This is a genomic window from Marinobacter sp. (assembly GCF_040882185.1).
Taxonomy (GTDB): domain Bacteria; phylum Pseudomonadota; class Gammaproteobacteria; order Pseudomonadales; family Oleiphilaceae; genus Marinobacter.
This window is the reverse complement of sequence record NZ_JBBEBW010000008.1, coordinates 47739-72256: the sequence shown is the minus strand read 5'-3', so window position 1 is coordinate 72256 and position 24518 is coordinate 47739. Positions and strand designations below refer to the sequence as shown.

27 protein-coding genes are annotated in these 24518 nt (G+C 56.2%); 13 read left to right on the top strand and 14 right to left on the bottom strand.

Annotation, left to right across the window (positions count from 1 at the left end; translation table 11 throughout):
• The first annotated feature begins 65 nt into the window (after positions 1-65).
• The 4 genes from ilvD to WEB64_RS06390 all read left to right on the top strand — a co-directional run bounded on the left by ilvD (position 66) and on the right by WEB64_RS06390 (position 3732).
• The gene (gene ilvD / locus WEB64_RS06405; RefSeq protein WP_368060816.1) at positions 66-1742 is read left to right on the top strand and encodes a dihydroxy-acid dehydratase; all 1677 of its coding nucleotides are present in this window, start codon (positions 66-68) and stop codon (positions 1740-1742) included.
• 84 nt (positions 1743-1826) lie between these two features.
• On the top strand, positions 1827-2282 hold the full coding sequence (locus WEB64_RS06400; RefSeq protein WP_368060087.1) for a CopD family protein: 456 nt from the start codon (positions 1827-1829) through the stop codon (positions 2280-2282).
• A 12-nt stretch (positions 2283-2294) separates the two neighbouring features.
• The gene (gene pbpG / locus WEB64_RS06395; RefSeq protein ID WP_368060089.1) at positions 2295-3215 is read left to right on the top strand and encodes a D-alanyl-D-alanine endopeptidase; all 921 of its coding nucleotides are present in this window, start codon (positions 2295-2297) and stop codon (positions 3213-3215) included.
• A gap of 28 nt (positions 3216-3243) precedes the next feature.
• Complete coding sequence (locus WEB64_RS06390) at positions 3244-3732, top strand: asparaginase domain-containing protein (RefSeq protein WP_368060091.1); 489 nt, start codon at positions 3244-3246, stop codon at positions 3730-3732.
• Here WEB64_RS06390 and WEB64_RS06385 read toward each other — a convergent pair.
• Together WEB64_RS06385 and WEB64_RS06380 are read right to left on the bottom strand one after the other, a co-directional pair.
• Complete coding sequence (locus WEB64_RS06385; protein WP_368060093.1) at positions 3721-4413, bottom strand: pseudouridine synthase; 693 nt, start codon at positions 4411-4413, stop codon at positions 3721-3723. The genes WEB64_RS06390 and WEB64_RS06385 overlap by 12 nt on opposite strands.
• A 2-nt stretch (positions 4414-4415) precedes the next feature.
• Positions 4416-5465 (bottom strand): metal-dependent hydrolase, encoded by a 1050-nt coding sequence (locus tag WEB64_RS06380; RefSeq protein WP_368060095.1) that lies wholly within the window; start codon positions 5463-5465, stop codon positions 4416-4418.
• Between the two features lie 38 nt (positions 5466-5503).
• On the opposite strand from WEB64_RS06380, the gene arfB reads away from it, so the two are divergent.
• Complete coding sequence (gene arfB / locus WEB64_RS06375) at positions 5504-5917, top strand: alternative ribosome rescue aminoacyl-tRNA hydrolase ArfB (protein WP_368060097.1); 414 nt, start codon at positions 5504-5506, stop codon at positions 5915-5917.
• 5 nt (positions 5918-5922) lie between these two features.
• Here the strand turns inward: arfB and WEB64_RS06370 are convergent, their stop codons facing one another.
• Positions 5923-7083, bottom strand: a complete 1161-nt coding sequence (locus WEB64_RS06370) for a lytic murein transglycosylase (protein ID WP_368060817.1) — start codon at positions 7081-7083, stop codon at positions 5923-5925.
• A 295-nt stretch (positions 7084-7378) separates the two neighbouring features.
• On the opposite strand from WEB64_RS06370, the gene WEB64_RS06365 reads away from it, so the two are divergent.
• Positions 7379-8218 carry a response regulator gene (locus WEB64_RS06365; protein ID WP_368060099.1) on the top strand — a complete coding sequence of 280 codons (840 nt, stop codon included), beginning with the start codon at positions 7379-7381 and terminating at the stop codon, positions 8216-8218.
• Positions 8219-8223: 5 nt separating this feature from the next.
• On the opposite strand, the gene phoR is transcribed toward WEB64_RS06365, so the two are convergent.
• The 5 genes from phoR to WEB64_RS06340 form a co-directional block, all read right to left on the bottom strand.
• A complete protein-coding gene (phoR, locus tag WEB64_RS06360; RefSeq protein WP_368060101.1) occupies positions 8224-9543 on the bottom strand; it encodes a phosphate regulon sensor histidine kinase PhoR in 1320 nt (439 codons plus the stop codon).
• 41 nt (positions 9544-9584) lie between these two features.
• Positions 9585-10280 (bottom strand): phosphate regulon transcriptional regulator PhoB, encoded by a 696-nt coding sequence (phoB, locus tag WEB64_RS06355; protein WP_368060103.1) that lies wholly within the window; start codon positions 10278-10280, stop codon positions 9585-9587.
• Positions 10281-10362: 82 nt separating this feature from the next.
• A complete protein-coding gene (gene ubiA, locus WEB64_RS06350; protein ID WP_368060105.1) occupies positions 10363-11247 on the bottom strand; it encodes a 4-hydroxybenzoate octaprenyltransferase in 885 nt (294 codons plus the stop codon).
• A gap of 135 nt (positions 11248-11382) precedes the next feature.
• Positions 11383-11943: a chorismate lyase gene (locus WEB64_RS06345; protein WP_368060107.1), complete on the bottom strand. Its 561-nt coding sequence runs from the start codon at positions 11941-11943 to the stop codon at positions 11383-11385.
• Positions 11924-12481, bottom strand: a complete 558-nt coding sequence (locus WEB64_RS06340; RefSeq protein ID WP_368060109.1) for a hypoxanthine-guanine phosphoribosyltransferase — start codon at positions 12479-12481, stop codon at positions 11924-11926. Before WEB64_RS06340 ends, WEB64_RS06345 begins: the two co-directional genes overlap by 20 nt.
• Before the next feature lie 203 nt (positions 12482-12684).
• Between WEB64_RS06340 and rd the strand changes: the two genes are divergently transcribed.
• Together rd and WEB64_RS06330 are read left to right on the top strand one after the other, a co-directional pair.
• Entirely contained in the window at positions 12685-12852 is a 168-nt protein-coding gene (gene rd / locus WEB64_RS06335) for a rubredoxin (protein WP_152205471.1), read from the top strand.
• A gap of 28 nt (positions 12853-12880) precedes the next feature.
• Entirely contained in the window at positions 12881-14035 is a 1155-nt protein-coding gene (locus tag WEB64_RS06330) for an NAD(P)/FAD-dependent oxidoreductase (RefSeq protein ID WP_368060111.1), read from the top strand.
• A 30-nt stretch (positions 14036-14065) separates the two neighbouring features.
• Here WEB64_RS06330 and WEB64_RS06325 read toward each other — a convergent pair whose 3' ends face one another.
• Positions 14066-14380, bottom strand: a complete 315-nt coding sequence (locus WEB64_RS06325; RefSeq protein ID WP_368060113.1) for a hypothetical protein — start codon at positions 14378-14380, stop codon at positions 14066-14068.
• 208 nt (positions 14381-14588) lie between these two features.
• On the opposite strand from WEB64_RS06325, the gene WEB64_RS06320 reads away from it, so the two are divergent.
• Positions 14589-15452 carry an acyl-CoA thioesterase gene (locus WEB64_RS06320; protein ID WP_368060115.1) on the top strand — a complete coding sequence of 288 codons (864 nt, stop codon included), beginning with the start codon at positions 14589-14591 and terminating at the stop codon, positions 15450-15452.
• 29 nt (positions 15453-15481) lie between these two features.
• Here WEB64_RS06320 and WEB64_RS06315 read toward each other — a convergent pair whose 3' ends face one another.
• A complete protein-coding gene (locus WEB64_RS06315) occupies positions 15482-15931 on the bottom strand; it encodes a flavodoxin (protein ID WP_368060117.1) in 450 nt (149 codons plus the stop codon).
• A gap of 178 nt (positions 15932-16109) precedes the next feature.
• On the opposite strand from WEB64_RS06315, the gene WEB64_RS06310 reads away from it, so the two are divergent.
• Together WEB64_RS06310 and WEB64_RS06305 are read left to right on the top strand one after the other, a co-directional pair.
• Entirely contained in the window at positions 16110-17672 is a 1563-nt protein-coding gene (locus tag WEB64_RS06310; protein WP_368060119.1) for an inorganic phosphate transporter, read from the top strand.
• Between the two features lie 102 nt (positions 17673-17774).
• A complete protein-coding gene (locus tag WEB64_RS06305; RefSeq protein ID WP_152205465.1) occupies positions 17775-18041 on the top strand; it encodes a hypothetical protein in 267 nt (88 codons plus the stop codon).
• Positions 18042-18087: 46 nt separating this feature from the next.
• On the opposite strand, the gene panP is transcribed toward WEB64_RS06305, so the two are convergent.
• From panP to WEB64_RS06285, 4 genes are all read right to left on the bottom strand, one after another.
• Positions 18088-19764: a pyridoxal-dependent aspartate 1-decarboxylase PanP gene (gene panP, locus WEB64_RS06300; RefSeq protein ID WP_368060121.1), complete on the bottom strand. Its 1677-nt coding sequence runs from the start codon at positions 19762-19764 to the stop codon at positions 18088-18090.
• 195 nt (positions 19765-19959) lie between these two features.
• A complete protein-coding gene (locus WEB64_RS06295) occupies positions 19960-20298 on the bottom strand; it encodes a DUF503 domain-containing protein (protein ID WP_368060123.1) in 339 nt (112 codons plus the stop codon).
• A gap of 80 nt (positions 20299-20378) precedes the next feature.
• The gene (locus tag WEB64_RS06290; protein WP_368060125.1) at positions 20379-22079 is read right to left on the bottom strand and encodes an isovaleryl-CoA dehydrogenase; all 1701 of its coding nucleotides are present in this window, start codon (positions 22077-22079) and stop codon (positions 20379-20381) included.
• 2 nt (positions 22080-22081) lie between these two features.
• Positions 22082-22726 (bottom strand): TetR/AcrR family transcriptional regulator, encoded by a 645-nt coding sequence (locus WEB64_RS06285; protein WP_368060127.1) that lies wholly within the window; start codon positions 22724-22726, stop codon positions 22082-22084.
• Between the two features lie 280 nt (positions 22727-23006).
• On the opposite strand from WEB64_RS06285, the gene WEB64_RS06280 reads away from it, so the two are divergent.
• Positions 23007-23228 (top strand): hypothetical protein, encoded by a 222-nt coding sequence (locus tag WEB64_RS06280; protein ID WP_368060129.1) that lies wholly within the window; start codon positions 23007-23009, stop codon positions 23226-23228.
• A gap of 278 nt (positions 23229-23506) precedes the next feature.
• Positions 23507-24511, top strand: coding sequence for a porphobilinogen synthase (hemB, locus tag WEB64_RS06275; protein WP_368060131.1), 1005 nt, complete (start codon positions 23507-23509; stop codon positions 24509-24511).
• Positions 24512-24518: the final 7 nt, after the last annotated feature.

Genomic DNA, 24518 nt, shown 5'->3' with positions numbered 1-24518 from the left:
CGCTTGCAGTTAACGACTATTCAGATAATGCTGTGTAAAAACAAGGATCAACAGAGAGAGCCATGATGACTGAAGATAGCAAACGCCGCCATTCCGCCCCCGTGGTTGACGGGATCGGGAAATCTGCCAGCCGTGCCATGCTCAGAGCGGTCGGGTTTACCGATGAGGATTTTCTGAAACCTCAGATAGGCATTGCCTCCACCTGGAGCAACCTGACGCCATGCAACATGCACATTAATGGCCTGGCAGAAGAAGCTGGCCATGGGGCGGACGAAGCCGGAGGCAAAAGCCTGATTTTCAATACCATAACGGTGTCGGATGGCATTGCTAACGGCACCGAGGGCATGAAGTACTCACTGGTCTCCAGGGAGGTGATTGCGGACTCCATCGAGACCACTGCAGGCTGCGAGGGCTTCGACGGCCTGGTTGCCATCGGCGGCTGCGACAAAAATATGCCCGGTTGCGTCATGGGCCTGGCCCGCTTGAATCGTCCTTCGGTATTTGTCTACGGGGGCACCATTGAGCCCGGTAAGAATCACACCGATATCATCTCGGTTTTTGAGGCTGTGGGTGCCTACGCCAAGGGTGACATGGACCTGATTGAGGTGAAACAGATCGAGGAAACCGCCATTCCCGGGCCTGGCTCCTGCGGTGGTATGTATACCGCTAACACCATGGCTTCGGCTATTGAGGCCATGGGCATGAGCCTGCCGGGCAGTTCGGCCCAGAATGCAGTTTCCCAGACCAAACTGGATGACTGCAGGGCCGCAGGGGCCGCGGTACTGAACCTGCTGGAAAAGGACATCAAACCATCGGATATCATGACCCGGCCGGCCTTCGAGAATGCCATTACCGTGGTCATTGCGTTGGGCGGCTCCACGAATGCGGTCTTGCACTTGTTAGCCATGGCCAGCACCACAGGCGTGGAGTTGTCGCTGGAAGATTTCACCAGAATTGGCAAGCGCGTGCCGGTGCTGGCGGATTTACGCCCCAGTGGCCACTATATGATGTCGGAGCTGGTCACCATTGGCGGTATCCAGCCGTTAATGAAGATGCTGCTCGATGCCGATTTGCTGCACGGCGACTGTCTGACGGTAACCGGGCAGACATTGGCGGAGAACCTGGCGGATGTGGCGCCCTATCCGAGCAGCCAGACGATCATTCATGCTCTCGATAACCCAATAAAAAAAGACAGCCATTTGCGCATTCTGTACGGCAACCTTGCGCCCACGGGCGCAGTAGCAAAAATTACCGGAAAGGAAGGTACCCGCTTTACTGGCCAGGCCAGGGTTTTTCATTCCGAGGAGGAAGCTCAGGAGCGCATCATGGATGGCACAGTGGTCGCCGGGGATGTGTTGGTTATCCGTTACGAGGGTCCGGTTGGCGGCCCCGGCATGCGGGAAATGTTGACTCCTACCTCCGCTATCATGGGGAAAGGCCTGGGTAGCGACGTCGCGCTGATTACCGACGGCCGGTTTTCCGGTGGCAGCCACGGTTTTGTGGTCGGGCATATTACGCCAGAAGCCGCGGAGGGTGGCCCCCTGGCTCTGGTTGAAAACGGTGATGAAATCACGATTGACGCGGACTCCAATTCCATTGAACTGGCAGTGTCTGAAGAGATACTGGCGGAACGTCGCAAGCGCTGGTCTGCCCCGGAACCCCGCTATCGTCGCGGGGTGTTGGCCAAGTACGCCAAAACAGTCAGCTCGGCTTCTTTGGGCGCGGTGACGGATCTGCTCTGAAGGCGTACTTTTCTTGCAACTTTTAATTGTGGGTTGCTGGTATAGTTCGGCTACATCGATTTAACAGAGAAAGAGAGCATTCTGATGAGTTTATTTGTTGCGTTGCATACCCTGGCCGCGGTTATTTGGGTTGGCGGTATGTTTTTTGCCTATATGGCACTTCGCCCGGCCGCGGGCAAAGTGCTGGACCCCGGCCCGCGTTCAGTCCTCTGGTGCCACACACTGGCAGTATTTTTCCGTTGGGTCTGGGGTTGCGTGATCGTCCTGCTGGTCACCGGGTACGGCATGATCGGCGCGTATTTCGGCGGGATGGCTGGAGCTGGCTGGCACATACATGCGATGCAGGGGCTGGGGCTACTGATGATGCTGTTGTTTCTGCACATTTATTTCGCACCCTATCGTCGCCTTAAAAAAGCCGTCCAGAGCAACGATACCGATGAGGCAGTACGTCGGGTAGGGCAGATAAGAATGTTTGTCGGAGTAAATCTTGTGCTTGGCCTGCTGGTCGTAGTGATCGGCTCTGCTGGCCGTTACGTCTGAGGGTTTATGGTTATGTATCGGAAGTATGCGATAGCAGCAGCCCTGTGCTGGCTCGCTTTCAGTACATCCGCTGTCGCCGCCGGTGATGAGGCGGCTGACAACTTTCATCTCGCGTCGGTCAATGCGGCGGTTGCCTATGTTGACTCCGAGACGTTGTTACAGGATAAAAATGCTGACCGTCCGGTGCCGATTGCCTCGCTCACCAAACTGATGACTGCCCTGGTGGTGATGGACTCCGGTGAGCCGTTGAATGAGTGGCTGGAGGTGCTTCCCAGGCACAAGGATGCCCCCAATAACGCTTATTCCCGAATCCGCATCGGTTCCGAATTACGGCGCTCTGATATGCTGCGTATTGCGCTGATGTCCTCGGAAAACCTGGCCGCTTACACCCTCGCCCGTCACCACCCCGGCGGTTACGATGCCTTCGTCGCAGACATGAACAAGACCGCCTTGGCGCTGGGAATGACCAACAGCGTCTTCTTCGATCCGACCGGGCTTTCCGAGCGCAATGTCGCCTCCGCCTCGGATATCGTCAAGCTCGTTAGGGCCTCAATCAAGCACCCCCAAATCGGAGATTACTCGACGACTCGGTACTACTCCGCCAGATTCCGTCAGCCCCGTTACTCGCTGTCTTATGGCAATACCAATGCCCTGGTGCATCGCGACAGCTGGGGAGTAGGTTTAAGCAAGACAGGCTACCTGACAGAAGCTGGTCGGTGTCTGGCCATGATATCGAAAGTCGAGGGTAAGGAAGTGATTACGGTGTTTCTGGACTCGTTCGGTACGCGTTCGCCGATAGGTGATGCTGGCCGGGTAAAGCGCTGGCTCACCACCGGTGAAAGCGGCAAGGTGGCTGGTGCTGCCAAGCGTTACGAGCAGCAGAAGAATGCCCAGTATGCCACCGGCAGTAACGGCATGCAGACAACCAACTAAGTTACGGCGGCCAGGGAGTTATGCCTTTATGATTCAGGTATTTACCACCGGTGGTACGATTGACAAGGTCTATTTTGACGCCAATAGCGAATTTGAGATTGGTGAGTCGTTATTAAACGAGTTACTGGCCGAAGCTAATATTAGTGGGAAGTACGATATCGCTGGGCTGTTGCGCAAGGACAGCCTCGAGCTGACCGATAACGACCGCAGCCTGATCCTGCAGGCAGTGGAACAGTGCACCGCTGATCGTATCCTGATTACCCATGGTACCGACACCATGCCGGAGACCGCCTCGGTGCTTGCTCGCGTAAGCAACAAGACCATCGTGTTCACCGGCGCCATGCAACCTGCCCGAATGCGTCGCAGCGATGCGGTGTTTAATATCGGATTTGCCTGGGCGGCGGCGAGTCTGCTGCCTGCAGGTGTCTACATAGCGATGAACGGAGAAGTATTTGAAGCGGGCAACGTCAGGAAAAACCTCAAAGCCCAACGCTTCGAACGTACCTCAATCGACTGACTGAATCTCCTCCTCGGTCAGCGGACGACTTTCACCGGGCTCAAGGGTCGGGTCCAGGCGAATCCCGCCGATTTGTAACCGGTGCAACCCCACCACATGATTTCCTACCGCCGCCATCATGCGTTTGACCTGATGGTAGCGACCCTCGGTAATCGCCAGTTCGATGACATTTTCCGCCACGGGCACCACGCGGGCGGGCCGGGTTTTCCTGACTTCATTATGCAGTTGCAGACCGGCTTCAATGGCGTCTGCCGCCTCCGACCGGAGCGGCGCTGCCAGTTCCACCCGATAGATTTTTTCACACTCGACTTTTGGCGAAGTGAGCCGGTGCGACCACTGGCCGTCCGTGGTTAACAGCACCAGGCCAGTGGTGTCGATATCGAGCCGCCCGGCGACGTGAAGATGACTGCGCTGATCGGCAGGCAATAGACTGAGGACAGTCAGATGATCACGGTCCGAGGTGGCGCTGACGACCCCTAGGGGCTTGTTCAGCATCAGATATCGCTCGCCGGGCAGCGACAACAGTTGCCCCCGCAGCGTTATATGCTGGCCGGTCACTATATGGAGGGCAATCTGGCGGCAAGGCTGGCCGTCGATGCAAACCTGGCCTCGGCTGATCGCCCGTTTGGCGTCTTTTCGTGACATGGCCGTGGCGTTGGCCAGATAGTAGTCCAGTCGCATGGTCAGCCGCAGGGGTCTCCGAGTTGCCGTGTTTCCAGGGTTGCCAGGCAGAGGATTGGGGCTTTACCTGACAATCGGTCCCACAATGCGGTGAGCAGTCCCGCTCGGATAGTCGGCCTTGGGCTTTGATAGCTGGTTACAGATTGCCATTGCCAGGTATCGGAGCCGGTTTCAACAGCTTCTGCCAGGATAAAGGTGAACGGGTGCGCTCCCGGAACTCCGAGACGAATATCGGTGACGGCGAGTTTGCGGTCGGAAGTGGTTGAATAAGCCAGAAACCCCCGGGTAAACCAGACCAGTCGGCGGCCTTCTGGCAGCGCCAGGGTGGCTGCTTCCAGTTCGGGATGCTGGGGAAATCGCTCGATGCTCAACGGGATGTCACCGTCAAAAAAGCCGGTTACGATTTCCAGCCGCTCATCTTCTGCCATCACAGTCACTCGCCAGAGGAAGGTCGTGAGCGGCATCGGCTGGACGAGCCGTGGGGCGTCTTCAAGCCCCTCAGCCGCCAGGGTTGATTCCACTTTCTGGTTGATCGCTTGCTGCGCCAGCAGGGTCCAGCCGAGATAAAGCGTCGACACAGCGAGGCCGGTATACGCCGCCTTCGTTTGGCTTGGACGCCATAGGGTCCATATAACCGCAAACAGCAGCGGCAAGGTGTAGAGCGGGTCGATAATGAAAATGCTGCTGATCGCCACCGGCTTGGCAAAGGGCCAAAACAACTGGGTGCCATAGGTGGTGAAAGCGTCCAGTAGCGGATGGGTTATCAGGATCAGCGAGGTGAAGGCGAGCCATCGCTGATAGGATAATAACGGTCGCCAGCGATGAAACACCCAGGCCAGCACGACAGCAAGGGGAAACAGTATCAGCAAGGAGTGACTGAAGCCCCGGTGTTGACTGAAATTGGCAACGGCGGAACCATAATCGATCACTACGTCCATATCCGGTAAAGTGCCCAGCAACGCGCCGCCCAGGATGGCTGATCGACCCAGGGTTTTGCCAGCAACAGCACTGCCCAGCGCCGCGCCCAGGACCGCCTGTGAAATTGAATCCATAAAGTTGGCTCAACATAAAAAAATAAGGTTTAGTGATTATGCTCAGAATCACCGATCAGATCACGATTCCCGAGGCTGAAATAGAATTTCAGGCGATCCGGGCCCAGGGTGCCGGGGGGCAGAACGTTAACAAAGTTTCTTCTGCCCTGCATATCAGGTTTGATATTGCGGCCTCTTCACTGCCGGAGTTTCTCAAACAGCGTCTGTTGGAGCGCAATGACAGCAGGATATCCGGCGACGGAGTTCTTGTAATCAAGGCCCAGCAATTCCGTAGTCAGGAAAAAAACCGGGCAGAGGGACTAGAGCGCCTGAAGGGCTTCATAGAGGACGCGTTGGTGGTGCAAAAAGTGCGCCGGGCAACGCGCCCGACTTTGGGCGCGCGTAAACGGCGTATAGAGAACAAAAAGCAGCGGGGCCAGAAGAAGGCCCTGCGGGGCAAGGTGGATACTTAGCTCGCTTAGGTACCCTTGGTCGATGTGAGCTCGATGTCCATTGCACTGAACACCTCGGCACTCGGATAGCCATCAGCGATCATGTTTTTACTGGTCTGGAACTGCCGGATGGCTGAACGGGTGGCAGGGCCAAGAATGCCGTCTGGCTTACCCGGATCAAAGCCCTCGCTCTCTAGAGCTGCCTGCAATGCCTCAATATCGGCCCTGGACAAATTAGGGGTATCGGTAGGTGGTGGATTCTGCAACCCACCCGCGCTGGCGATCCGGTCCGCCAGGTGGCCGACGGCGATGGCGTAAAATTCCGAGCGGTTCCAGCCCATGATCACATTGAAGTTACTGTAGGCCAGAAAGGCGGGCCCTTCATGCCCGGCAGGCACCACAAGACCGGCTTCGATATCCGCTGCTGGCAATGTGTTCCCGAAGGCATCGGTGATGTTCATCTCGCGCCACTCCTTCAGTGACCGTTTTTTACCATCCGCCAGGGCATAATCAAAATCGTCCGGAAGCAATACCTCGCGTCCCCAACGGTACTCCGGGTCCCAACCTAAGTCGTTCAAAAAGGTGCCAGCGGACATCAGGGCGTCATCCAGACTGTTCCATAAATCCCGCTTGCCATCGTTGTCTGCATCAACGGCATAACGCAGGAAGACGGATGGCATGAACTGCACGTGCCCCATGGCGCCTGCCCATGAACCTTCCATTTGTTCAACGGCAATTGCACCCTCGTCAATAATCTTCAGGGCGGCGACCAGCTCGCCGGTGAAATACTCGCTTCGCCGCGGATCGCAGGCCAGAGTGGTCAGGGAGTTGGGCACCGACATCTTGCCGAAGTAGCTGCCAAAATTGGTTTCCAGACCCCAGAACGCAAGTAGATAAGCGGGCGGAACGCCAGTTTCACGGGTCACCCGCTCCAACAGGGCCCGGTGTTCTTCCATTAACTCGCGACCCTGGCTGATGCGGCTGTCATTCACCCGACGGTTAAGGTAGTCAGCAAAGGTCGTGGTGAATTCCGGCTGGCGCTGGTCAAGTTCGATGACCCGGTCCTGGTACTCGGTGGTGGCCATCACCTGCTCGGCGGTGGTTCTGGACACGCCCTCAGTGATGGCTTTGTCGGTCAGCTCTGCAACACATTGCTGAAAGTTCTCCGGGGTTCTAGCATGAGACATGCCCGACAGCAGCGTTGCGGCCAGGCCTATGCCGAGCATGGTGTTGCGATTAAACGACCCGCTAGGAGTAGGTGGTTGTTTGTTCTGCACGTATAACCTCGATTCAGGGCGGAGCATAGAGCGCCATGGTAGCCTGTTTCAATGGCGACAAGGGAGGTTTTCGGAGTTGTGAGAATGACATTTCCTTAAGAAAGTAACCCCTTGCTGGCGGTTAACTCGACGGCTTTGATCTATAGTGACTTAACCCTCGAGATGTTCCTGTAATGCGTGAACGCTAACAATAGAAGGTTGCAGTATGGCAGTACTGAAGGCACTGGTAGTGGATGATGCGAGTTTTGTTCGGGATCTGGTCAAACGCACCGTAAGGCAACGATTTCCAGTCATTGAACTGGCGGAGGCCCAGAACGGGAAAAAAGCACAGGGCCTGATGTCCAGGATGACCTATGACCTGATTCTTTGCGATTGGGAAATGCCCGAAATGTCCGGCCTTGAGTTGCTGCGCTGGATGCGCCAACAAGACAACTATAAAAAAACGCCGTTCATCATGATTACCAGTAGGGGTGACAAATCCCACGTCGTCGAAGCGGTTCAGGAAGGTGTATCCGAATACCTTGGCAAGCCCTTCAGTCCGGACGGGCTGAGCAGGAAAATCATCAAGGTAATGGGGCGGCGTCTTCATGACGCCATGACCGGCAGCGGCAAGTCGATGGAGGGTCCTGGGGATGTATTCAAAGAATCCGCAACGTTGTTAACCCAGAAACCGGGCGTCGTCGAATCGGATCTGCCCGCTGAGCAAGTGAAAAAAGCAACCGGTGCAAAGGGTGTTCGTAGTGTCGCGGCAATCCGGTTTGCCGACAGTACGCTAAAGTCGGTAGTGAAGGACATCTCGTTGACTGAGATTCGGGTGATCGCCCGTCGTGACCAGATATTCCCCGGTATCCTGGACCAGGCAGTGGTGGACATGGAAATTGCTGAAGACAAGGTGGCTCGCCTGAACGGTTATATCCATCAGCTACAGGCAGTGGATAAGCGGCAGGATACCGACTTTGTCAGCGTGGTTATCCGTTTTGTTGATGAAGACCCGCAGAAGCTTGAGGATCTCTCACGCTTTATCGCCCGCTTTAATACCGGTTAGTCTGATTACGCTGGCCCGGTTTCCTCGAGATACTCGGCAATGCGTTCGCGGGGAAAATGACAGATAAATTCGCTGCCTTGGCCCGGACCACTCTTTATTTCGAGATTGCTATCATGGTTTAACAGCACATGTTTGACGATAGCAAGACCGAGGCCGGTGCCACCGGTTTGCTGGTGCCGACTGGGATCAGCCCGGTAGAACCGTTCGGTTAACCTCGGTATATGCACAGGGTCAATGCCGATTCCAGTGTCCTTGACCGACAGGTGCGCCCCCCTGCGGTCAGTGGTCCAGGTGACCGTGATATGGCCCTCGGCCGGGGTATACTTCACGGCATTGAAAATAAGATTCGAAAACGCGCTCCGAAGCTGGCCCTCATCGCCTTTCAGGTAACTGCGCTCCCCGATCTCAACACTGAACGTATGATGCTTGTCACCGCTCAAGGCTTTGGCGTCAGTACAGATGTGATTAATCATGGCCTGGATATCGACGACGTCGGCATTCACCAGTTGCTCGCCGGTTTCCAGTTTGGACAGCAGAATCAGATCCGTGATCAGCGCTTCCATCCGTGATGATTGCTGTGCCATGGTGTTGATCGCCCGCCGCCATTTGGGCGGGAGGTCATCGGCGTTGTCCACCATGGTCTCGAGGTAGCCGCTGATTACTGTGAGCGGCGTTCTCATTTCATGAGAGACATTACCGACGAAGTCCCGTCGCATCAGTTCGAGCTGGAACAGTCGGGTGACATCCTTGGCGACAATCAGTCGATCATCATCACCGAACAGGCTGATCTGGATCTGCAGGTGAATGTGGGGCTTGGCCGGAGAGTTGAGTTCCAGGGGCTCCCGGTAGTCGCGGGCACCAAAATAGGCTTTGAAAGAAGGGTGGCGAATAAGGTTGTGGATATACTGGCCCCGATCAGTCTGGCGACGAAACCCGAGCAGGTGTTCGGCCGAACCGTTCCACCATTCCATCCGGCCCTGAGCGTCGGTCATGATGACGCCGTCCCGCATGGCATTAGTGGATTCCTGAACGCGGTTTACCGAGGCTTGCAGTCGATCCCGGGTACGCAAATGGTCCCGGTGCAATCGGTGCAGGTTATCAAAAATATTACCCCATAACCCGATACTCTCCGGCGCCTCGTCGCCGGTATCCGGATGCGCAAGCCAATGGTGCAGCTTGCGGATCTGAACCAGGGTCCAGACCAGATACGCTGCCAATGCTGCCATTAACCCTGCGAACGGCTGACCGAAGTAAAGGCCAAGGCCTGTTGATGCAATCAGCAAAAAAACAATCAGGCGCAGATGCTGCGTCCAGTTGTGTCGCATGGGTCTATCCGTCTGTTGTAAAAGATACGGCTAACAGGATTTCAGGCAGCCCGCGTAGAGAAGCGATAGCCAGTGCCCCTGACGGTCTGGATCAGATGATCGTATTGGTTTCCAAGGGCCTTGCGCAAGCGTCGGATGTGTACGTCCACGGTACGTTCCTCGACGTACACATTGCCGCCCCAGACCTGATCCAATAGTTGGGAGCGGCTATAAACCCGTTCCTGATGGGTCATGAAAAACTGCAACAAGCGATACTCGGTCGGGCCCATAGTCAGGGCGCCGTTATTTTCGGTACTGACCCGGTGGCCGATGGGATCGAGGGTCAGACCCTCGACTTCAATCGGGGCTTCTACACCAGCGGGCGTTGCCCGCCTTAGCACGGCTTTGAGGCGTGCAACCAGTTCCCTGGGTGAGAAGGGTTTGGTGATGTAGTCATCAGCGCCGACCTCAAGCCCCTGGATCTTGTTATCTTCCTCGACTTTGGCGGTCAGCATGATGATGGGAATTTCTGCGGTTGCCTCATCCTTCTTCAGGCGCCTGGCCAATTCAACGCCACTGGTACCGGGGAGCATCCAGTCGAGCAGAACGAGGTCGGGGTGCTTATCAACAATCAGCGCATGCGCTTCTCTGGCATCCGCTGCCTCCAGATAGTCGTAATCCGCCATTTCGAGAGCGACGGCGATCATTTCGCGGATCGACGCTTCGTCATCAACAATCAGGACAGTTTTTCCAGACATGAGAATTAACCTGTATCAGACCGGTGTTTGTTGCTGACTCATTACAACCCGGAAGTGTTACAAGTATATGACAGATATCTTTTTAGAGAAGTGTGTCGATAAACAGCCCCACAAACACGGCAAAACCTGCCCAGTTATTATTCAGGAAGGCCTTGAAACACGCTTCCCGCTCACGATGTCTCGCCAGATGTTGCTGATAGACAAACAGGCACGCCATTACAACCAGCCCGAGATAGTAGAATGCGCCCAGTTCCGCCTGCTGGCCCACCAGTATAAGGACCAGAATCACCAGGGCCTGCAGAACTGCGATTATGGCCCTGTCACCGTCGCCAAACAGGATAGCGGTGGATTTGACACCGATCTGCAAGTCATCATCGCGATCCACCATGGCATAGAAGGTATCGTAGGCCACCGTCCACAGCACATTGGCGGTAAACAGTAGCCACGCCAGGTTGGTCAACCCGCCGGTTTCGGCTGCCCAGGCCATTGGAATGGCCCAGGAAAACGCGGCTCCCAGAAATAGCTGGGGCAGGTGGGTGTGGCGTTTCATAAACGGGTAGATGAAGGCCAGCACGAGGCCGCCGAACGAAAGATATAGCGTCAGCATGTTGGTGAAGAAGATCACCATCAGGAAAGCCACCAGGGCCAGCCCGAGAAACAGCGCGACCGCTTCCTTCGGCTTCACTCGTCCAGAGGCCAACGGACGCTCACGGGTGCGTTTCACATGGCCGTCTATTTTGCGGTCGGCAAAGTCATTGATGGCACAGCCCGCAGCCCGCATTAAAAATACACCCAGAGTAAAGATAACCAGATTAGCGAGACTGGGGACGCCGCCTGCGGCCAGCCATAGGGCCCAGTAGGTTGGCCATAGCAACAGCAGGCTGCCGACTGGCCGGTTCAGACGCAGCAGTATGGCGTAGTCGGTTAGCCGGACTTGCACATGGGGGGGGAGAACATCAGGCTTCATATCAGGTCCGATCTGTCTTTTGGTGGATTGCGGGCACTTAGGGAGCCTCTGATTAACTCCTGAATCGCTCTGAAAGCCAGAGGCGATCCAGGAGTTAATCAGAGGCTCCTTAGGAGTATAGCGGTGAGGGCGTGGTCACAGAACCGCTGGCAGGAAGTACTCCCCCACCAGCAGCGCAGCGTTGCCGGAATGGAATCGGGAACGCCTTGCCACCATGGGCTGATCGCCGCTCTCGTCGCAGTCGCACAAGCCAGTCTGGAACGGTCCGCGTTGCCATTCCGGACGGCTGAACAGATAGGCACCGAGTGGTTTTCGGCCCAGGTAGCGCAGGCGGCGTCCCTTTCCGGCCAGGGTATGACGGGGGATGACTGTGCGGGCCATCACCCAGGGTTGATCATCGCCGCAGAGCTGAACTTCCCGTATCCAGGCGTTCTGTCGGGTTGGAATGCCGAGGGTGCGGGCTTCCTCCAACGTGGGCAGAGCGAAGCCTTCATGGAGTACATCAACATGAAATCGCACCCGACACCGCAGTTGCAAGGCCCGTGTCAGGGAGCCCTCCAGTGTGAGCCAATACCGCGCGCGATCCTTCGGCAACGGACGAATTAACGCCGCCGCAGCCAGTGTCGGATACCACGTAGTCGGGGGAATCGCGTGGTGGGCACGTAAGGCCGCCAGGTTAAAGCCCTTTGACCGCATAAATCCCCGGCGCGTTGCGCCAGTAGCCTTTGTAATCCATGCCAAAGCCGAATAGGAAGCGGTCTTCCACTTCCAGGCCGGTGAAATCCGCTTTCAGTCCGGGTCGGGCTTTGCGATCGTGCTGTTTGTCCACCAATACCGCGGTGAGCACTTCTTTTGCCCCCTGGGCCCGGCAATAGTCACCAATGGCCTCCAGAGTAGTGCCTTCATCAAGAATATCGTCAACGATCAAAACCGTGCGGCCATTGAAGTCTGCATCCGGCTTCAGTTTCCATTCGAGGATACCGCCGGTGGTTTCCTGACGGTAGCGGGTGGCATGCAGATATTCGGCCTGCACCGGAAACTTAAGCTGCGGAAGCAGTTGACCGGTGAATATAAGCCCGCCGTTCATCACGCAGAATATCAGTGGGTTGCTGCTGCTCAGGCGTTCGGTGATGGCGCTGGCCACAGACTGAATGGCAGTGTGAACCTGGTTCTCGCTGACCAGGCAATCTGCCTCTGCAAACACCTGGTTCAACTCATCGACGGTGTCGGTCATAGTGATCTGGTCCTGTCGTAAAACGGCGGATTATACCGAAGGGCGCTGCAGGAAGGGAGGGGTTGACGCCAAATGGAAGACGATGGGAGTCGGCTCTGGCATTGGTCAATCACCGAACAATGCGTATCATAGGCCTCCCGTATTTTTGATAACGACCTTTTATAATCAAGATCGCTCTCTCTAAGGGTGCGTGGAGGTTTCTGATGAAGAAGTGGCAATGTGTGGTGTGTGGCTGGATTTACGATGAAGCTCAGGGCTGGCCGGAAGATGGCATCGCGCCAGGTACCGAGTGGGACGACGTACCCGAAGACTGGGTGTGCCCTGACTGCGGCGTGGGTAAAGAAGACTTCGAAATGATAGAAATTGGTTAACCAACCAACTCCCTCAGGAGCGCAGCTTATGAGCGCGGATGCCCCCATAGTTATTATAGGTACCGGACTCTCCGGCTATTCCCTTGCGCGGGAAATCCGCAAGCAGGACAAAGACTCAGCGGTCATGATGATTACCGCTGATGACGGCTTCAGCTACTCCAAGCCCATGCTGTCCACCGGTTTCACCAAAGGTAAGGAAGCCGATGAGTTGGCCCAGGCCAGTTCTGGTGGAATGGTAGAGCAGCTTGGTATTGAGCTGCGCACCCACACCACGATTACGGGAATCGATGTCGACGCTCACGAGCTGCATATCGGCGAAGAGCGCCTGGTCTATTCGAGCCTGGTACTTGCGTGGGGAGCCGATCTGATTCGGCTGACAATTCCGGGTGAGGGGCATGAACATGTTTTTTCCATCAATGATCTGATGGATTATCGCGCCTTTCGTAAGGCTCTGGCTGGCAGAAAACGTGTCGCTATTATGGGGGCCGGGCTGATTGGCTGTGAGTTCGCCAACGACCTGCGTAATGGCGACTACGAAGTTGACGTCATTGCGCCTTCGGACACCGTCATGCCCGGGTTGTTACCGCCAGAGGCAGCGAATGCGGTGATGGACGGCTTGACCGAGATTGGTGTCAACTTCCATCTTGAAACCGTGGTGGAACGAATTGAAAAGCGTGGCGAAGGCGTGCGGCTGACCTTGTCCGACGGCAATATCGTGAATTCGGACATAGTGATTTCAGCGGTGGGATTGAGACCTCGTACCGATCTTGCGAAAGCATCCGGCCTCAAGGTTAACCGGGGTATCGAGGTGAATCGGGCATTGGAAACCAGCGCGAAAGACATATACGCGCTTGGGGATTGTGCGGAGGTCGATGGCCATGTGTTGTTGTACGTTTTACCACTGATGGCCTGCGCGCGCGCGCTAGCGAAAACCCTGCTGGGAGAACGCACAGAAGTCAGCTACGGCACCATGCCGGTAATGATTAAAACGCCATGCTGTCCTACAGTGGTTTGCCCACCGCCGAACGATGCAAAGGGAGAGTGGAAGGTTGAACGTACTGGCAACAGTGTCAAGGCATTGTTTGTCGGCGAGGGAGGCGAAACCCTCGGCTTTGCTGTCACCGGTGATTTCGCCATCGAAAAACAGGCGCTGTCGAAAGAGGTGCCACCGATTCACCGTTAGCGCTAACGGTTCGCCCTGGCAGGGACAATCTCAGAACCGGTACTCGATGCCAAAATCAATTCGATAATTCAGGCCCTGCAACGCATCGGGTAGGTTGTCAAGGCCAGGAGGTGGGGCCGCAGAGCTGGCCAGGCTGGCATCCTGCTGGCCCTGGGCAAGCTGGACCGCAGTGCGGGAGTCCTGATAGCTTTCCACCCGCCCGGTGCCGAACGCAGGATCCATGAATTGCCAGCCTCGATTGGAAGCGCCGGTTGTTTGGGGCCATGCGGCTTCTGGCAGCACCACTGGAGATGGCGGTTGCTCGTACCTGCGAACGTAAGGCTGATCCGCGGTCTGTCGCACCATCGTCTGGTCCCGATGGGCATCATATCGCCAATCTGTCTTCGCCGACGCCGGCTGTATGCTGCAAACCATTGCCAGTACCACGGCTGGGAAGCTCAAAGCTTTTGCTTGTTGTGTTATGCCAGCCGAAAGCATTTTTATCGACATTGCGCCAGAGCACGCTCTGGGGTAGAACAACCCACCCTTTGATAAGTTACACACAGGAGCAGGCATGCTGGACGTCACCAGAAAACTGGTTGAGTTGCTGGATATCGCCCCGGTCGGAGACGATCATTTTCAGGGTGAGAGCGAAGATCTGGGATTCCCCAATGTTTTCGGTGGTCAGGTGTTGGGTCAAGCTCTTATGGCCGCAAGCCGGACCATGGAGGCCCGTCTGCCGCATTCCATGCACGCTTATTTTTTGCGCCCAGGTAATCATCGCTTGCCCATTGATTATGAGGTTCAGCGCGTCCGGGACGGTGGCAGCTTTTCGGTACGGCGGGTGATTGCCCGCCAGGGTGGCAAGGAAATACTCACCGGCTCGGTGTCTTTTCAGGTTGCAGAAGATGGCTATGAGCATCAGATGGCTATGCCTCCGGCGCCAGATGTTGAGGGCCTCAAGTCTGAGCAGGAGTATAGCGAGATGCTCTTGCCCTATATACCCGAAGCACTGCATCAGACTCTTACGCGGCAACGACCTATTGAGATTCGTCCGGTTAACCCGGTCAATCCACTTGACCCAGAGCCGAGACCTCCCCAGAAACAGAGCTGGCTTCGGGCCCAGGGTGAACTACCGGATGACCCCGTGTTACATCGCTGTCTCCTGGCCTATGCTTCCGATTTCAGTTTCTTGGGTACATCGCTCTATCCGCACGCAGTTACGTTTATGAGCCGGGATATGCAAGTGGCCAGCCTGGACCATGCTATCTGGTTTCATCGGGATTTTCGCATTGATGACTGGCTGCTCTACGACAAGGACAGCCCTAGTGCCTTCGGTGGCCGGGGCTTCAATCGGGGTAATTTTTTTAGTCGTGATGGTGTGCTGGTGGCGTCAACCGCTCAGGAAGCCCTGATCCGGCATCGACCAAAGCGTTAGATGTCAGTTAGGTGCGACGTCGGTAACGTTCAAGGCAGTTGGCGTATCCAGTCTCGCACCCAGGGTAGGGCTTCATCGATGGGATCAGTGGTCTCCAGAGCGTCTATCCGAAGTGTTTCGCCGACTTGGTTTGCGCACATCTCCTGAAAAACTTCTTCCATCAACGTACCGGCGCCGCAGAAGGTATCACCGTAAGAGCTGTCCCCCAGAACGATGACGCCAAAGGGGCGTCCCGGTTTCAGCGGTAACAGGTCTTTGAGCTCCAGGTAAACCGGTAACAACGTCGGCGGCAGCTCGCCCTGTCCCGTTGTAGAGGTACACACCAGTAACGGTTCATCGGTTTGCGTCAGATCGCTGAGTTCCGGATTCTCCAGCACCACAACCTGATGCCCTTCTGGCGCCAATTGCTTCGCTATTTCCCGGGCGGTCAGCAAAGCGCCACCGTAGACGCTGCCAACCAGAATGTGAATTGCTGCCATGCTTGCCCTTTTGGATGTAAAGAGGTGCGCTCATAGTAGAGACCGCATCGAACCTGCTCAAGCATAACCTCGGAAGCTCGCGTTACAGGCCAGTCAAATATGACAGCAGCATTTCAATTTTATGACAAAAATCCTATAGTGACGCCCTCAAACTGTCCTGAGCGAGCGTTGATCTGATATGGCAAAGACGACCGGTTTTTTCGATAAGGCTCTCACCAGCTCCTCTACTGAACGCTTCCGGATCGGCATTTGCCTGCTCTTCCTGCTGGGGGTGTGGTTGTATGTGGGACAGATCAGTGCCGGTACCCCGGGCAGCATGCTGCTGATGGCAGCCGCCGTGATCGGGGGCTACATGGCAATCAATATTGGTGCCAATGACGTGGCCAATAATGTCGGCCCGGCAGTAGGCTCCGGTGCTTTATCACTGGGTGCGGCCGTTCTCATCGCCGCTGTATTTGAGGCGGGTGGCGCCATCATTGCGGGTGGCGACGTGGTGTCCACGATCAAAGGCGGCATTATTGCAGCTGATCGGGTGCCAGACACCGCCAGTTTCGTCTGGTTGATGACGGCCGCCCTGCTGGCAGGCGCTCTATGGCTGAATCTGGCCACCTGGATGGGGGCGCCTGTATCAACTACGCACTCGATCGTGGGCGGGGTTCTGGGGGCGGGCATCGCTGCTGGCGGCTGGGGTATTGCTGATTGGGGCGTCATGGCCGCTATCGTGGCCAGCTGGGTTATATCACCGGTGTTGGGGGGCGTATTTGCTGCACTCTTCCTGTTCATCGTCAAAAAGACAGTACTCTATCGACAGGATTTGGTCGCTTCTGCTCGCACCTTCGTGCCCTGGCTGGTGAGCATCATGGCTTGGGCTTTTGGCACCTATCTTATGATCAAGGGGGTCAAGAAGCTGGTGGAGGTTGATTTTCTGGGGGCTTCGCTGGTCGGCCTTGTCGTTGCGGTGGTGGTTTTTCTGATTATGCGGGTGGTGGTGGGGCGTAAAGCGGCCACGATGGAGAATAATGCCAACGGGGTGAACGGCCTGTTCACCTGGCCACTGATCTTTGCAGCGGCGCTGCTCAGCTTCGCCCATGGGGCAAACGACGTTGCTAACGCCATCGGCCCGTTAGCGGCAATTAATGATGCCCTGAGCGCTGGCGCCGTCGTCACCTCTGCCAGTATCCCGCTCTGGGTCATGATGGTGGGTGCTCTTGGCCTGGGTGTGGGCTTGATGCTGTTTGGCCCCCGACTGATAAAAACGGTGGGCAGTGAAATCACAGAACTGGATAAAACCCGCGCCTTCTGTATTGCATTGTCGGCGGCGTTGACGGTGATCATCGCGTCGCAACTTGGCCTACCCGTGAGTTCAACCCATATCGCGATCGGTGGAGTGTTCGGGGTCGGATTTTTGCGCGAGTATCTCAAGTCCAACTATGCCACCCAGATTCACAGCATCATTGAAAAACACGATGAGGCGGATCTGCAGCGGCTGCAGCCGTTTCTGGATGACTTCCGGAACGCATCAGTCGAAGAGATGGAAGCATTGCTGAAGAAAGCCCGGAAAAACAAGAATGAGCTTCCGCTGTCCAAATCTGAGCGTAAACGCCTGAAAAAGATCTATCGCGAGGAGCTGGTCAAGCGTTCTCATCTGACCCGTATTATTGCCGCTTGGGTCATCACGGTGCCAGCGTCAGCCTCCATGGCGGCGGTGTTGTTTTTCACGCTGCGGGGGTTGTTACTCTGATCGCAGGGCTGGTCGCAACGGCGTTGAATCCGTCATACTAGGCTGAGAATAAATTAAGGTGCAGCGCGGTGTTGCCCCACAGAACCATGCCGGGAGTCCAGGATGAGCAGTGCATCAGAAAGCCGCCAGGCAAAAGTGATCGATGAGCTAAAAGTCTTTATCAAGAAAGTGCTGAGCGACCCTACCATTGCCGTGAAGTGCGTCGACATTGCCAGAAAGCACCGTAATCAACCCAATGCGGATGAACTCATAGCCCGGGAAATTGGTGCCAACACCACCGTTCGTATTCCAGAAAGCTGGAGTGAGGCAGACCGCATGTTTCTGGAAATTCTGCATGACGTGCTTGATGATGAAGAAGCGCTCTATTAAAAGCTAGCCTTCGGCGACTTGACTCGGAATCACCAGACCTTTGCCGCTAGGCTTGGCGAGCCTTCGGATTGTGCTCGGCGAGCGTTATCCGTGCGTGCTGGTGCAGTATCTCAATCTCATCCCTGATGTCCTCTTCCTTTGCCAGCTGTTGCTGCTCCGACAGGATATCCCGGAGGATGTCTGCGGTGGTCAGCGGATTGGCCAGCACCACCCGGAACACGATACAGGGGAAATGGTGATAGCAGGCGGGCTCAAGCCGGGTCCGCGAAACAAAGGCCTTGCCGTGCTCGCGCTGGGTTTTCTGGATAAATTTGGTAATCCGGTTGAGGGCGGTATTCAGACGTTCTGCCTGCAGGGGATTAGCAACCGCCAGCGCCTGACGGGCGAGGTCCGGACAATAACGATAGGTAAGGATGTTCAGTTCGGGCCGGGTAATCAGCTCAAATTCCGGATGATTCTCAATCATCTCCGCAAAGCTCTGGGCTTTGTCGATACCCTGGTCGATCAATATTTCATAACCTTCCCGCGCCAGAATCTTCAATCCCGAATGAATCAACATGGCCATCCCGGGTCGGGAGCCTTCAAGCGTTGTACTACCCAGGTCCCGTGAACCTTTCCGGATAATGTACTGGGCGTGGTGCTCAACGGCACTGGCAAGCGCCGGGTCCCGGAAGACGACCAGGCCGACGCCCATTGGTACATACAACTGCTTGTGGGCGTCGAAGGTCACGGAATCGGCTTTCTCAATGCCCTTCATCAGGTGTTTGTGTTCACGCGAGAAAAGCGTTGGCCCGCCCCAGGCGGCGTCCACATGAAAGTGAGCACCGAACTCCCGGGCGATGTCAGCCATGGCATCAAGAGGATCAATATTGCCGGTTTCCGTCGTACCTGCAATCCCGCAGATAGCCATCACCTTTATCTTCTGTTTCTGCAACTGCAGACACTTGTCACGCAATGCATCGGTGTCGATCCGGTTGTCGTTATCGGTATCAACGGCTACCAGGCTGTCGCGCCCCAGTCCCAATACATCGGCGGCCTTGCGCAGAGAGTAGTGACCGCGGCGTGACACCAGAATGGCGGCGCCTTCATGGCCATAGTACTTGAGCGCGCGGAACAGGCCTTCCTGATGCAGTCCCCGGAAGCTCCCTTCAGCCGGGAAGGCGTGGTTACGAGCCACCCAGAGCGCAGTCAGGTTAGCAACAGTGCCACCCGAGCACATGGCGCCGAGCGCGTGACTCGGATCATGCATCCATTTGCGATAGAACGCGCCATCCTCTTGATATACAAGCCGGTGGATCATACCCAGTACCTGGCGCTCCATAGGCGTAAACGCCTTGGAAGTTTCGGTTTTGACCAGATTTTGGTTGAGCGCGATCATGATTTTTGACAGCGGCAGCATGAAATAGGGCAGCGCCGAGGTCATATGACCAATAAAGCTGGGGGAGGCGGTGTGAACCGAGTTGGCTACCAGCTTGTCGAGCAGGAACTGAGCCTGTTCAGACACAAATATGGGTTTTTCAGGAACGGCGGACTCGGCGAAGTTCTTTTCGACCTCACTGAGATCGCGTTCGACCGCTACGATATGTTCCTGTAGAAATCCCGCCAGGTTGCGGGAAATATCCTGATCCACCCGGCTCAGGGTAGAGTCTGGAGCTTCAGGCACCGTGAAGACACGGTACATCGCCTCAATCGAGGCATGAGCGGATTTCTTCTTACCAGCCATATGCGCCACGCACTTTACTGTCAGTGGTATGCCGCCGGGGTCTTTTCCCGTGACTCCAACGGTAACATTCAGGAAGAGAGAATTCCTGACTCGATGAAATCCTGTTCCATGATTCCAACAATCCGGGGCCGCGTAGTATACGGCGTCAGTCAGGTAACTGCCACAAGGCGGAACGGTCTACCGCCTGGTTGTGCTTCAGAGTATCTCCCGTTGTACATCCAGCACCGGCGCGTCGATGCGCTCGGCAATGGCTTTTTCAACCAGATCCAGCCGCTGCTGGATTTGTTGGGAGGACGTGCCCAGCGCAGCGACGGTCCAGGTGGCACAATCCAGAGCCTCGAAGTCAGCAGTTTCGGCCACAGCCAGGTCGGGTTCTTTACCCCACACTGCGCGCAGAGGCGTGAAGACTCTGCGCTTTGCCTTGAGGTCGGCACAGCCATAGAGTTGGAAATGGAGAGTAAGTACGCCCACATGCGGCGTAATTGCAGGGCCTGATGTGGGCGTGTTGAGTAGTCGTCTGAGCGCGTCGGACATGATCCGCCTTCACGTTTGGGGCCGGAACAGATGATCTGTCTGGCTGCCGCAGGAGTATTTCCGATAGTCTACTACGGATTTCAGTTTACGACAGGGGTTGCCCGCTCGATGATGGCTCGGACATCGATGCCGACTGGAAGGTTGCCATAGTTCAGGCCCCCGTGGTGCTCCAGCCGAGAGGCACAAAAGCCGTCAGCAACGGCAGGCGTGGAATTCCGGATCAGCAGGGAAGCCTGCATCGCCAGTGCGAGGCGTTCGACCAGATTGCGGGCCCGGTATTCGATCTGGTCGGGCTCTGTGAGATCTTTCTCAAGCCTGTCGATAAAGTGGTCGAAGCGCACGTCGCTACCTCGCGCCTCGTTGACCTCCGTGACGAACGTCGTCAGCACCTCGGGTGCTTTGTTCAGCGCTCGCAGGGTATCGAGACACTGGACGTTGCCGCTGCCTTCCCATATCGCGTTGACCGGTGATTCCCGGAACAGCCGGGGCATTATGCAGTCTTCCATGACGCCGCTGCCTCCGATGCACTCCATGGCCTCATACGCATGGTTCGGCACCCGTTTGCAAATCCAGTATTTACCGACCGGGGTCGCCAGGCGTGCCAGCAGGCGTTCATGTTCCAGGTGCTGGTTGTCCAGGGCGCGGGCGACACGCAGGGTATAGGCTAGCGCCGCTTCGCTCTCCAGGGCCAGGTCAGCCAGCACGTTTTGCATCAACGGCTGATCGTTGAGATTACGCCCGAAGACCTGGCGGTGGCGACAATGATGCAGCGCCTGTGCACTAGCTTGGCGTAAGCCGCCGGAGCTGCCAATCATGCAGTCAAACCGTGTCATGGCGACCATTTCAATGATGGTGGGAACCCCGCGGCCTTCCTCTCCAACCATCCAGGCCAATGCGCCTCTGAGCTCTACTTCGCTGGAAGCATTGGAGGCATTGCCCATCTTGTTCTTGAGCCGTTGGATCTGCCAGGGGTTCTTGGTGCGATCCGGGCGCCAGCGCGGCATCAGGAAGCAAGACAGGCCACCCGGAGCCTGGGCGAGAACCAGAAAGGCATCACACATGGGAGCTGATACGAACCATTTATGCCCCACCAGTTCATACGCCTGGCCGGGTCCGCCCTGGGCTGTCGGGTAGGCGCGGGTGCTGTTGGCTCTGACGTCGGTGCCCCCCTGCTTCTCGGTCATCGCCATGCCGATAGTGACAGAGGCTTTGTCGGCGTCCGGCACATTGCGCGGATCATAGTGGTTGGCGAGCATCTTGTCCGCCCATTGGGCGGCCAGTTCTGGCTGTCTGGTAATGGAAGGCATGGCGGCAAAGGTCATGGTGATGGGGCAGCCATGACCTGCTTCAACCTGGGAATGCATGTAATATTTGGCTGCTCGTGCCACGTGGGCCCCGGCTCCAGGGTGAGTCCAGGGGCTGCTGTGGAGCCCGTTTTCTATCGCAATACTCATCAGTTGATGATAAGCCGGATGAAACTCGACCTGGTCAATACGGTACCCGAACCGGTCGTGGGTATGAAATACCGGTTTGTTTTCATTGGCGCGGAATCCAAGCTCTATGGTTTCCCTGGCACCGGCGAGTTCGCCAAAACTGGTCAAGTCAGCTGTTGCCCACTTTGCACCTTCACGCTCCGTGGCTTCCTTGAGCGCCTGGTCCTGCTCGAACAGGTTATAGTTTTCCAATGCGGGGGGCTGGTTGACTACCTCATGGGTGACCGCCAGGTACGGGTCGGCGCTATCTTCGTTCACGGCGTCTGGCTCAGGCTGATGGGCATTCATGGCTACCTCCCGGTGCCGGTCAACCCCTGTATGCAAAAGCAGACAATTGAATCGACCAGCGGTTGCTGTTTGTCGGGGCTGTTGGTTTGATCTGCCTTTTTCTCCGCCTCTGCCTGCGCAGGTGACAGTGGCCCCACAAGGCTTTCGGCGATGGCACCCACCAGGCAAGTACTGCTTTGCCGGGCTTCCTGCGGCGGTATCGAGCCCTCTTCAATACCTTCGCGTATGGCTTGTTCAAAATGTCGGGCGTAGGCCTGGCGGTAAAGCAGTCGTTCCGCCTCCACTTTCGGGTCTACCGGCTCAGCAATCAGTGACCAGGCCATCGTGGGGCCCCGGAGCGCACGTTCTGCAAACTGGCGCAAGGCCGTTTCAAGACGGCTCACTGCGCTGCCCTCGGTTGCCAGTGCTTCGGCAACTTTATCGACTTCCCGTTGGGTGGCGCTTCGGAAGATTTCAGCGAACAGCTCTTCCTTGGAATCGAAATAACGGTAGATCGTGCCAGTCGCGACCCCAGCGGCCCGGGCCACGTGAGTTATCTGGGCGCTACGAAAACCGCCTTCCATGACGCACTCCAGAGCACACTGAAAGATGCGCTTCCTGGCCTCTACTTTGCGATTGCGCATTTTTTCTGTTTCGCGATACGCCATGCCCACTCCCGTCAAATAAGTGAATCATTGTTCATTCTTTGTGTCAATGTTGTTAAGCAAACCCTGTAAGCCTATTTTGGCGGCCTTGCAGGCATTACAGTCCATCGCGTTACAAAAAATTACAAAATAAGTATTGGGTGGAAATAGCGCTGCTATCAAAACCGGATTATAAAGACGCCAAGGCGAGGATGCTCGATCATTCCTCGCCGAGACAGGGCAAGCCGTCCCCATAGACGGAATGTGCTCGTAGCATTGTCTTCGCTGATGGGGGGGTAAAACCATGAGTGAATTCGACGAAAGCAATCTGGAAAGTTCTGCCAACTGGGTTTTTGATGGGGACGATACTCATTCTATTGCTGGCCGCGCCCGTGTCAGGGCTCAGTTAGCAGCAGATATTGAAGCGTTTCTGAGTCAGGGTGGAAAAATTGAAGAAGTGGATACCCTGTTCCGTACAGATACACCCCGGAAAGTGGATATCGGTTTCAACAACCGTTCGCTTTAGTTTGTCGCTATGCGGCGTTGCCTGTAAGCGACGCCGTCATTCCTGTCATTGACGCAGCCCTGGCCAGATTTCGAAACAGGCATCGCCTGACGGGATACCGTTCAGCCGTGTATGATGAAAATAGCGTCGGCACCCCGCGCTCCGGGCATCCGGTGGACACAATACGCCGCTGCTGACCCGAAACTGTCATCTGCGATTGTCATAATGATGTCATGAAAATGTTCATGGCCCAGAAGCCAATCCCAGGGATGTCGATAACCTGCCAGGGAGATTCGTTCATGTTTTCACCGCTTAACCGCACCTTTCCTGCCAGTCGGCTGCGTCGAACACGCGCGGATGACTTTACCCGGCGTATGGTGCGCGAAAACCGATTATCGGTAGATAACCTTATCTACCCTGTGTTTGTGCTGGAAGGACAGAGCCAGCGTGAAGCCGTTGCCTCCATGCCGGGCGTGGAGCGATTGAGTATCGATCTGTTAGTGGAGCAGGCTGCTGAATGGGTGGCGTTGGGTATTCCGGCCGTCGCTTTGTTTCCGGTGGTGCCGGTGGCAGACAAAAATCTGTCGGGTTCCGGCGCCTGGGACCCTGAAGGTCTGGCTCAGCGTGCTACTCGGGCGCTCAAACAGCAGTTTCCCGAGTTGGGTGTTATCACCGATGTGGCCCTGGACCCCTTCACCACTCACGGCCAGGACGGGATTATCGACGAGGATGGTTACGTTCTCAACGATGTCACCGTTGAGGCTCTGGTTAACCAGGCTGTTTCTCACGCTGATGCGGGCGCCGATGTGGTCGCCCCTTCGGACATGATGGATGGGCGGGTCAAGGCGATCCGGGCCGCACTTGAGGCCAAAGGCCACGTTAACACCCGTATCTTATCCTATGCGGCCAAGTATGCCTCGAGCTATTACGGCCCGTTCCGGGATGCGGTGGGCTCGGCGGGCAATCTGGGCAAAAGCAATAAAGCCAGTTATCAGATGGATCCGGCCAACAGTGACGAAGCGCTGCATGAAGTGGCGATGGACCTGGCTGAAGGTGCCGATATGGTGATGATCAAGCCGGGTATGCCCTATCTTGATATTGTTCACCGGGTCAAAACTGAGCTGAAAGTGCCTACCTTCGTCTACCAGGTCAGTGGTGAATACGCGATGCACATGGCGGCTGCGGAAAATGGCTGGCTCGATGGTGATGCGGTCATGATGGAAAGTCTGATGGCGATGCGCCGTGCAGGCGCCGACGCCATTCTGACCTATTTCGCAGTGCGCGCAGCGCGGCTTCTTAAATAACGCCCAC

What these genes read in the sequence shown, in the direction of transcription:
- WEB64_RS06310 (WP_368060119.1), top strand. Translation starts at nt 16,110, where the DNA reads ATGGCAAAGACGACCGGTTTTTTCGATAAGGCTCTCACCAGCTCCTCT.
- WEB64_RS06380 (WP_368060095.1), bottom strand. Translation starts at nt 5,465, where the DNA reads ATGGATTCAATTTCACAGGCGGTCCTGGGCGCGGCGCTGGGCAGTGCT.
- WEB64_RS06330 (WP_368060111.1), top strand. Translation starts at nt 12,881, where the DNA reads ATGAGCGCGGATGCCCCCATAGTTATTATAGGTACCGGACTCTCCGGC.
- panP (WP_368060121.1), bottom strand. Translation starts at nt 19,764, where the DNA reads ATGGCTGGTAAGAAGAAATCCGCTCATGCCTCGATTGAGGCGATGTAC.
- WEB64_RS06365 (WP_368060099.1), top strand. Translation starts at nt 7,379, where the DNA reads ATGGCAGTACTGAAGGCACTGGTAGTGGATGATGCGAGTTTTGTTCGG.
- ilvD (WP_368060816.1), top strand. Translation starts at nt 66, where the DNA reads ATGACTGAAGATAGCAAACGCCGCCATTCCGCCCCCGTGGTTGACGGG.
- WEB64_RS06305 (WP_152205465.1), top strand. Translation starts at nt 17,775, where the DNA reads ATGAGCAGTGCATCAGAAAGCCGCCAGGCAAAAGTGATCGATGAGCTA.
- WEB64_RS06315 (WP_368060117.1), bottom strand. Translation starts at nt 15,931, where the DNA reads ATGGCAGCAATTCACATTCTGGTTGGCAGCGTCTACGGTGGCGCTTTG.
- WEB64_RS06280 (WP_368060129.1), top strand. Translation starts at nt 23,007, where the DNA reads ATGAGTGAATTCGACGAAAGCAATCTGGAAAGTTCTGCCAACTGGGTT.
- phoR (WP_368060101.1), bottom strand. Translation starts at nt 9,543, where the DNA reads ATGCGACACAACTGGACGCAGCATCTGCGCCTGATTGTTTTTTTGCTG.
- pbpG (WP_368060089.1), top strand. Translation starts at nt 2,295, where the DNA reads ATGTATCGGAAGTATGCGATAGCAGCAGCCCTGTGCTGGCTCGCTTTC.
- WEB64_RS06385 (WP_368060093.1), bottom strand. Translation starts at nt 4,413, where the DNA reads ATGCGACTGGACTACTATCTGGCCAACGCCACGGCCATGTCACGAAAA.
- WEB64_RS06370 (WP_368060817.1), bottom strand. Translation starts at nt 7,083, where the DNA reads ATGTCTCATGCTAGAACCCCGGAGAACTTTCAGCAATGTGTTGCAGAG.
- arfB (WP_368060097.1), top strand. Translation starts at nt 5,504, where the DNA reads ATGCTCAGAATCACCGATCAGATCACGATTCCCGAGGCTGAAATAGAA.
- WEB64_RS06285 (WP_368060127.1), bottom strand. Translation starts at nt 22,726, where the DNA reads ATGGCGTATCGCGAAACAGAAAAAATGCGCAATCGCAAAGTAGAGGCC.
- WEB64_RS06290 (WP_368060125.1), bottom strand. Translation starts at nt 22,079, where the DNA reads ATGAATGCCCATCAGCCTGAGCCAGACGCCGTGAACGAAGATAGCGCC.
- WEB64_RS06295 (WP_368060123.1), bottom strand. Translation starts at nt 20,298, where the DNA reads ATGTCCGACGCGCTCAGACGACTACTCAACACGCCCACATCAGGCCCT.
- hemB (WP_368060131.1), top strand. Translation starts at nt 23,507, where the DNA reads ATGTTTTCACCGCTTAACCGCACCTTTCCTGCCAGTCGGCTGCGTCGA.
- WEB64_RS06320 (WP_368060115.1), top strand. Translation starts at nt 14,589, where the DNA reads ATGCTGGACGTCACCAGAAAACTGGTTGAGTTGCTGGATATCGCCCCG.
- WEB64_RS06390 (WP_368060091.1), top strand. Translation starts at nt 3,244, where the DNA reads ATGATTCAGGTATTTACCACCGGTGGTACGATTGACAAGGTCTATTTT.
- WEB64_RS06325 (WP_368060113.1), bottom strand. Translation starts at nt 14,380, where the DNA reads ATGGTGCGACAGACCGCGGATCAGCCTTACGTTCGCAGGTACGAGCAA.
- rd (WP_152205471.1), top strand. Translation starts at nt 12,685, where the DNA reads ATGAAGAAGTGGCAATGTGTGGTGTGTGGCTGGATTTACGATGAAGCT.
- phoB (WP_368060103.1), bottom strand. Translation starts at nt 10,280, where the DNA reads ATGTCTGGAAAAACTGTCCTGATTGTTGATGACGAAGCGTCGATCCGC.
- ubiA (WP_368060105.1), bottom strand. Translation starts at nt 11,247, where the DNA reads ATGAAGCCTGATGTTCTCCCCCCCCATGTGCAAGTCCGGCTAACCGAC.
- WEB64_RS06340 (WP_368060109.1), bottom strand. Translation starts at nt 12,481, where the DNA reads ATGACCGACACCGTCGATGAGTTGAACCAGGTGTTTGCAGAGGCAGAT.
- WEB64_RS06400 (WP_368060087.1), top strand. Translation starts at nt 1,827, where the DNA reads ATGAGTTTATTTGTTGCGTTGCATACCCTGGCCGCGGTTATTTGGGTT.
- WEB64_RS06345 (WP_368060107.1), bottom strand. Translation starts at nt 11,943, where the DNA reads ATGCGGTCAAAGGGCTTTAACCTGGCGGCCTTACGTGCCCACCACGCG.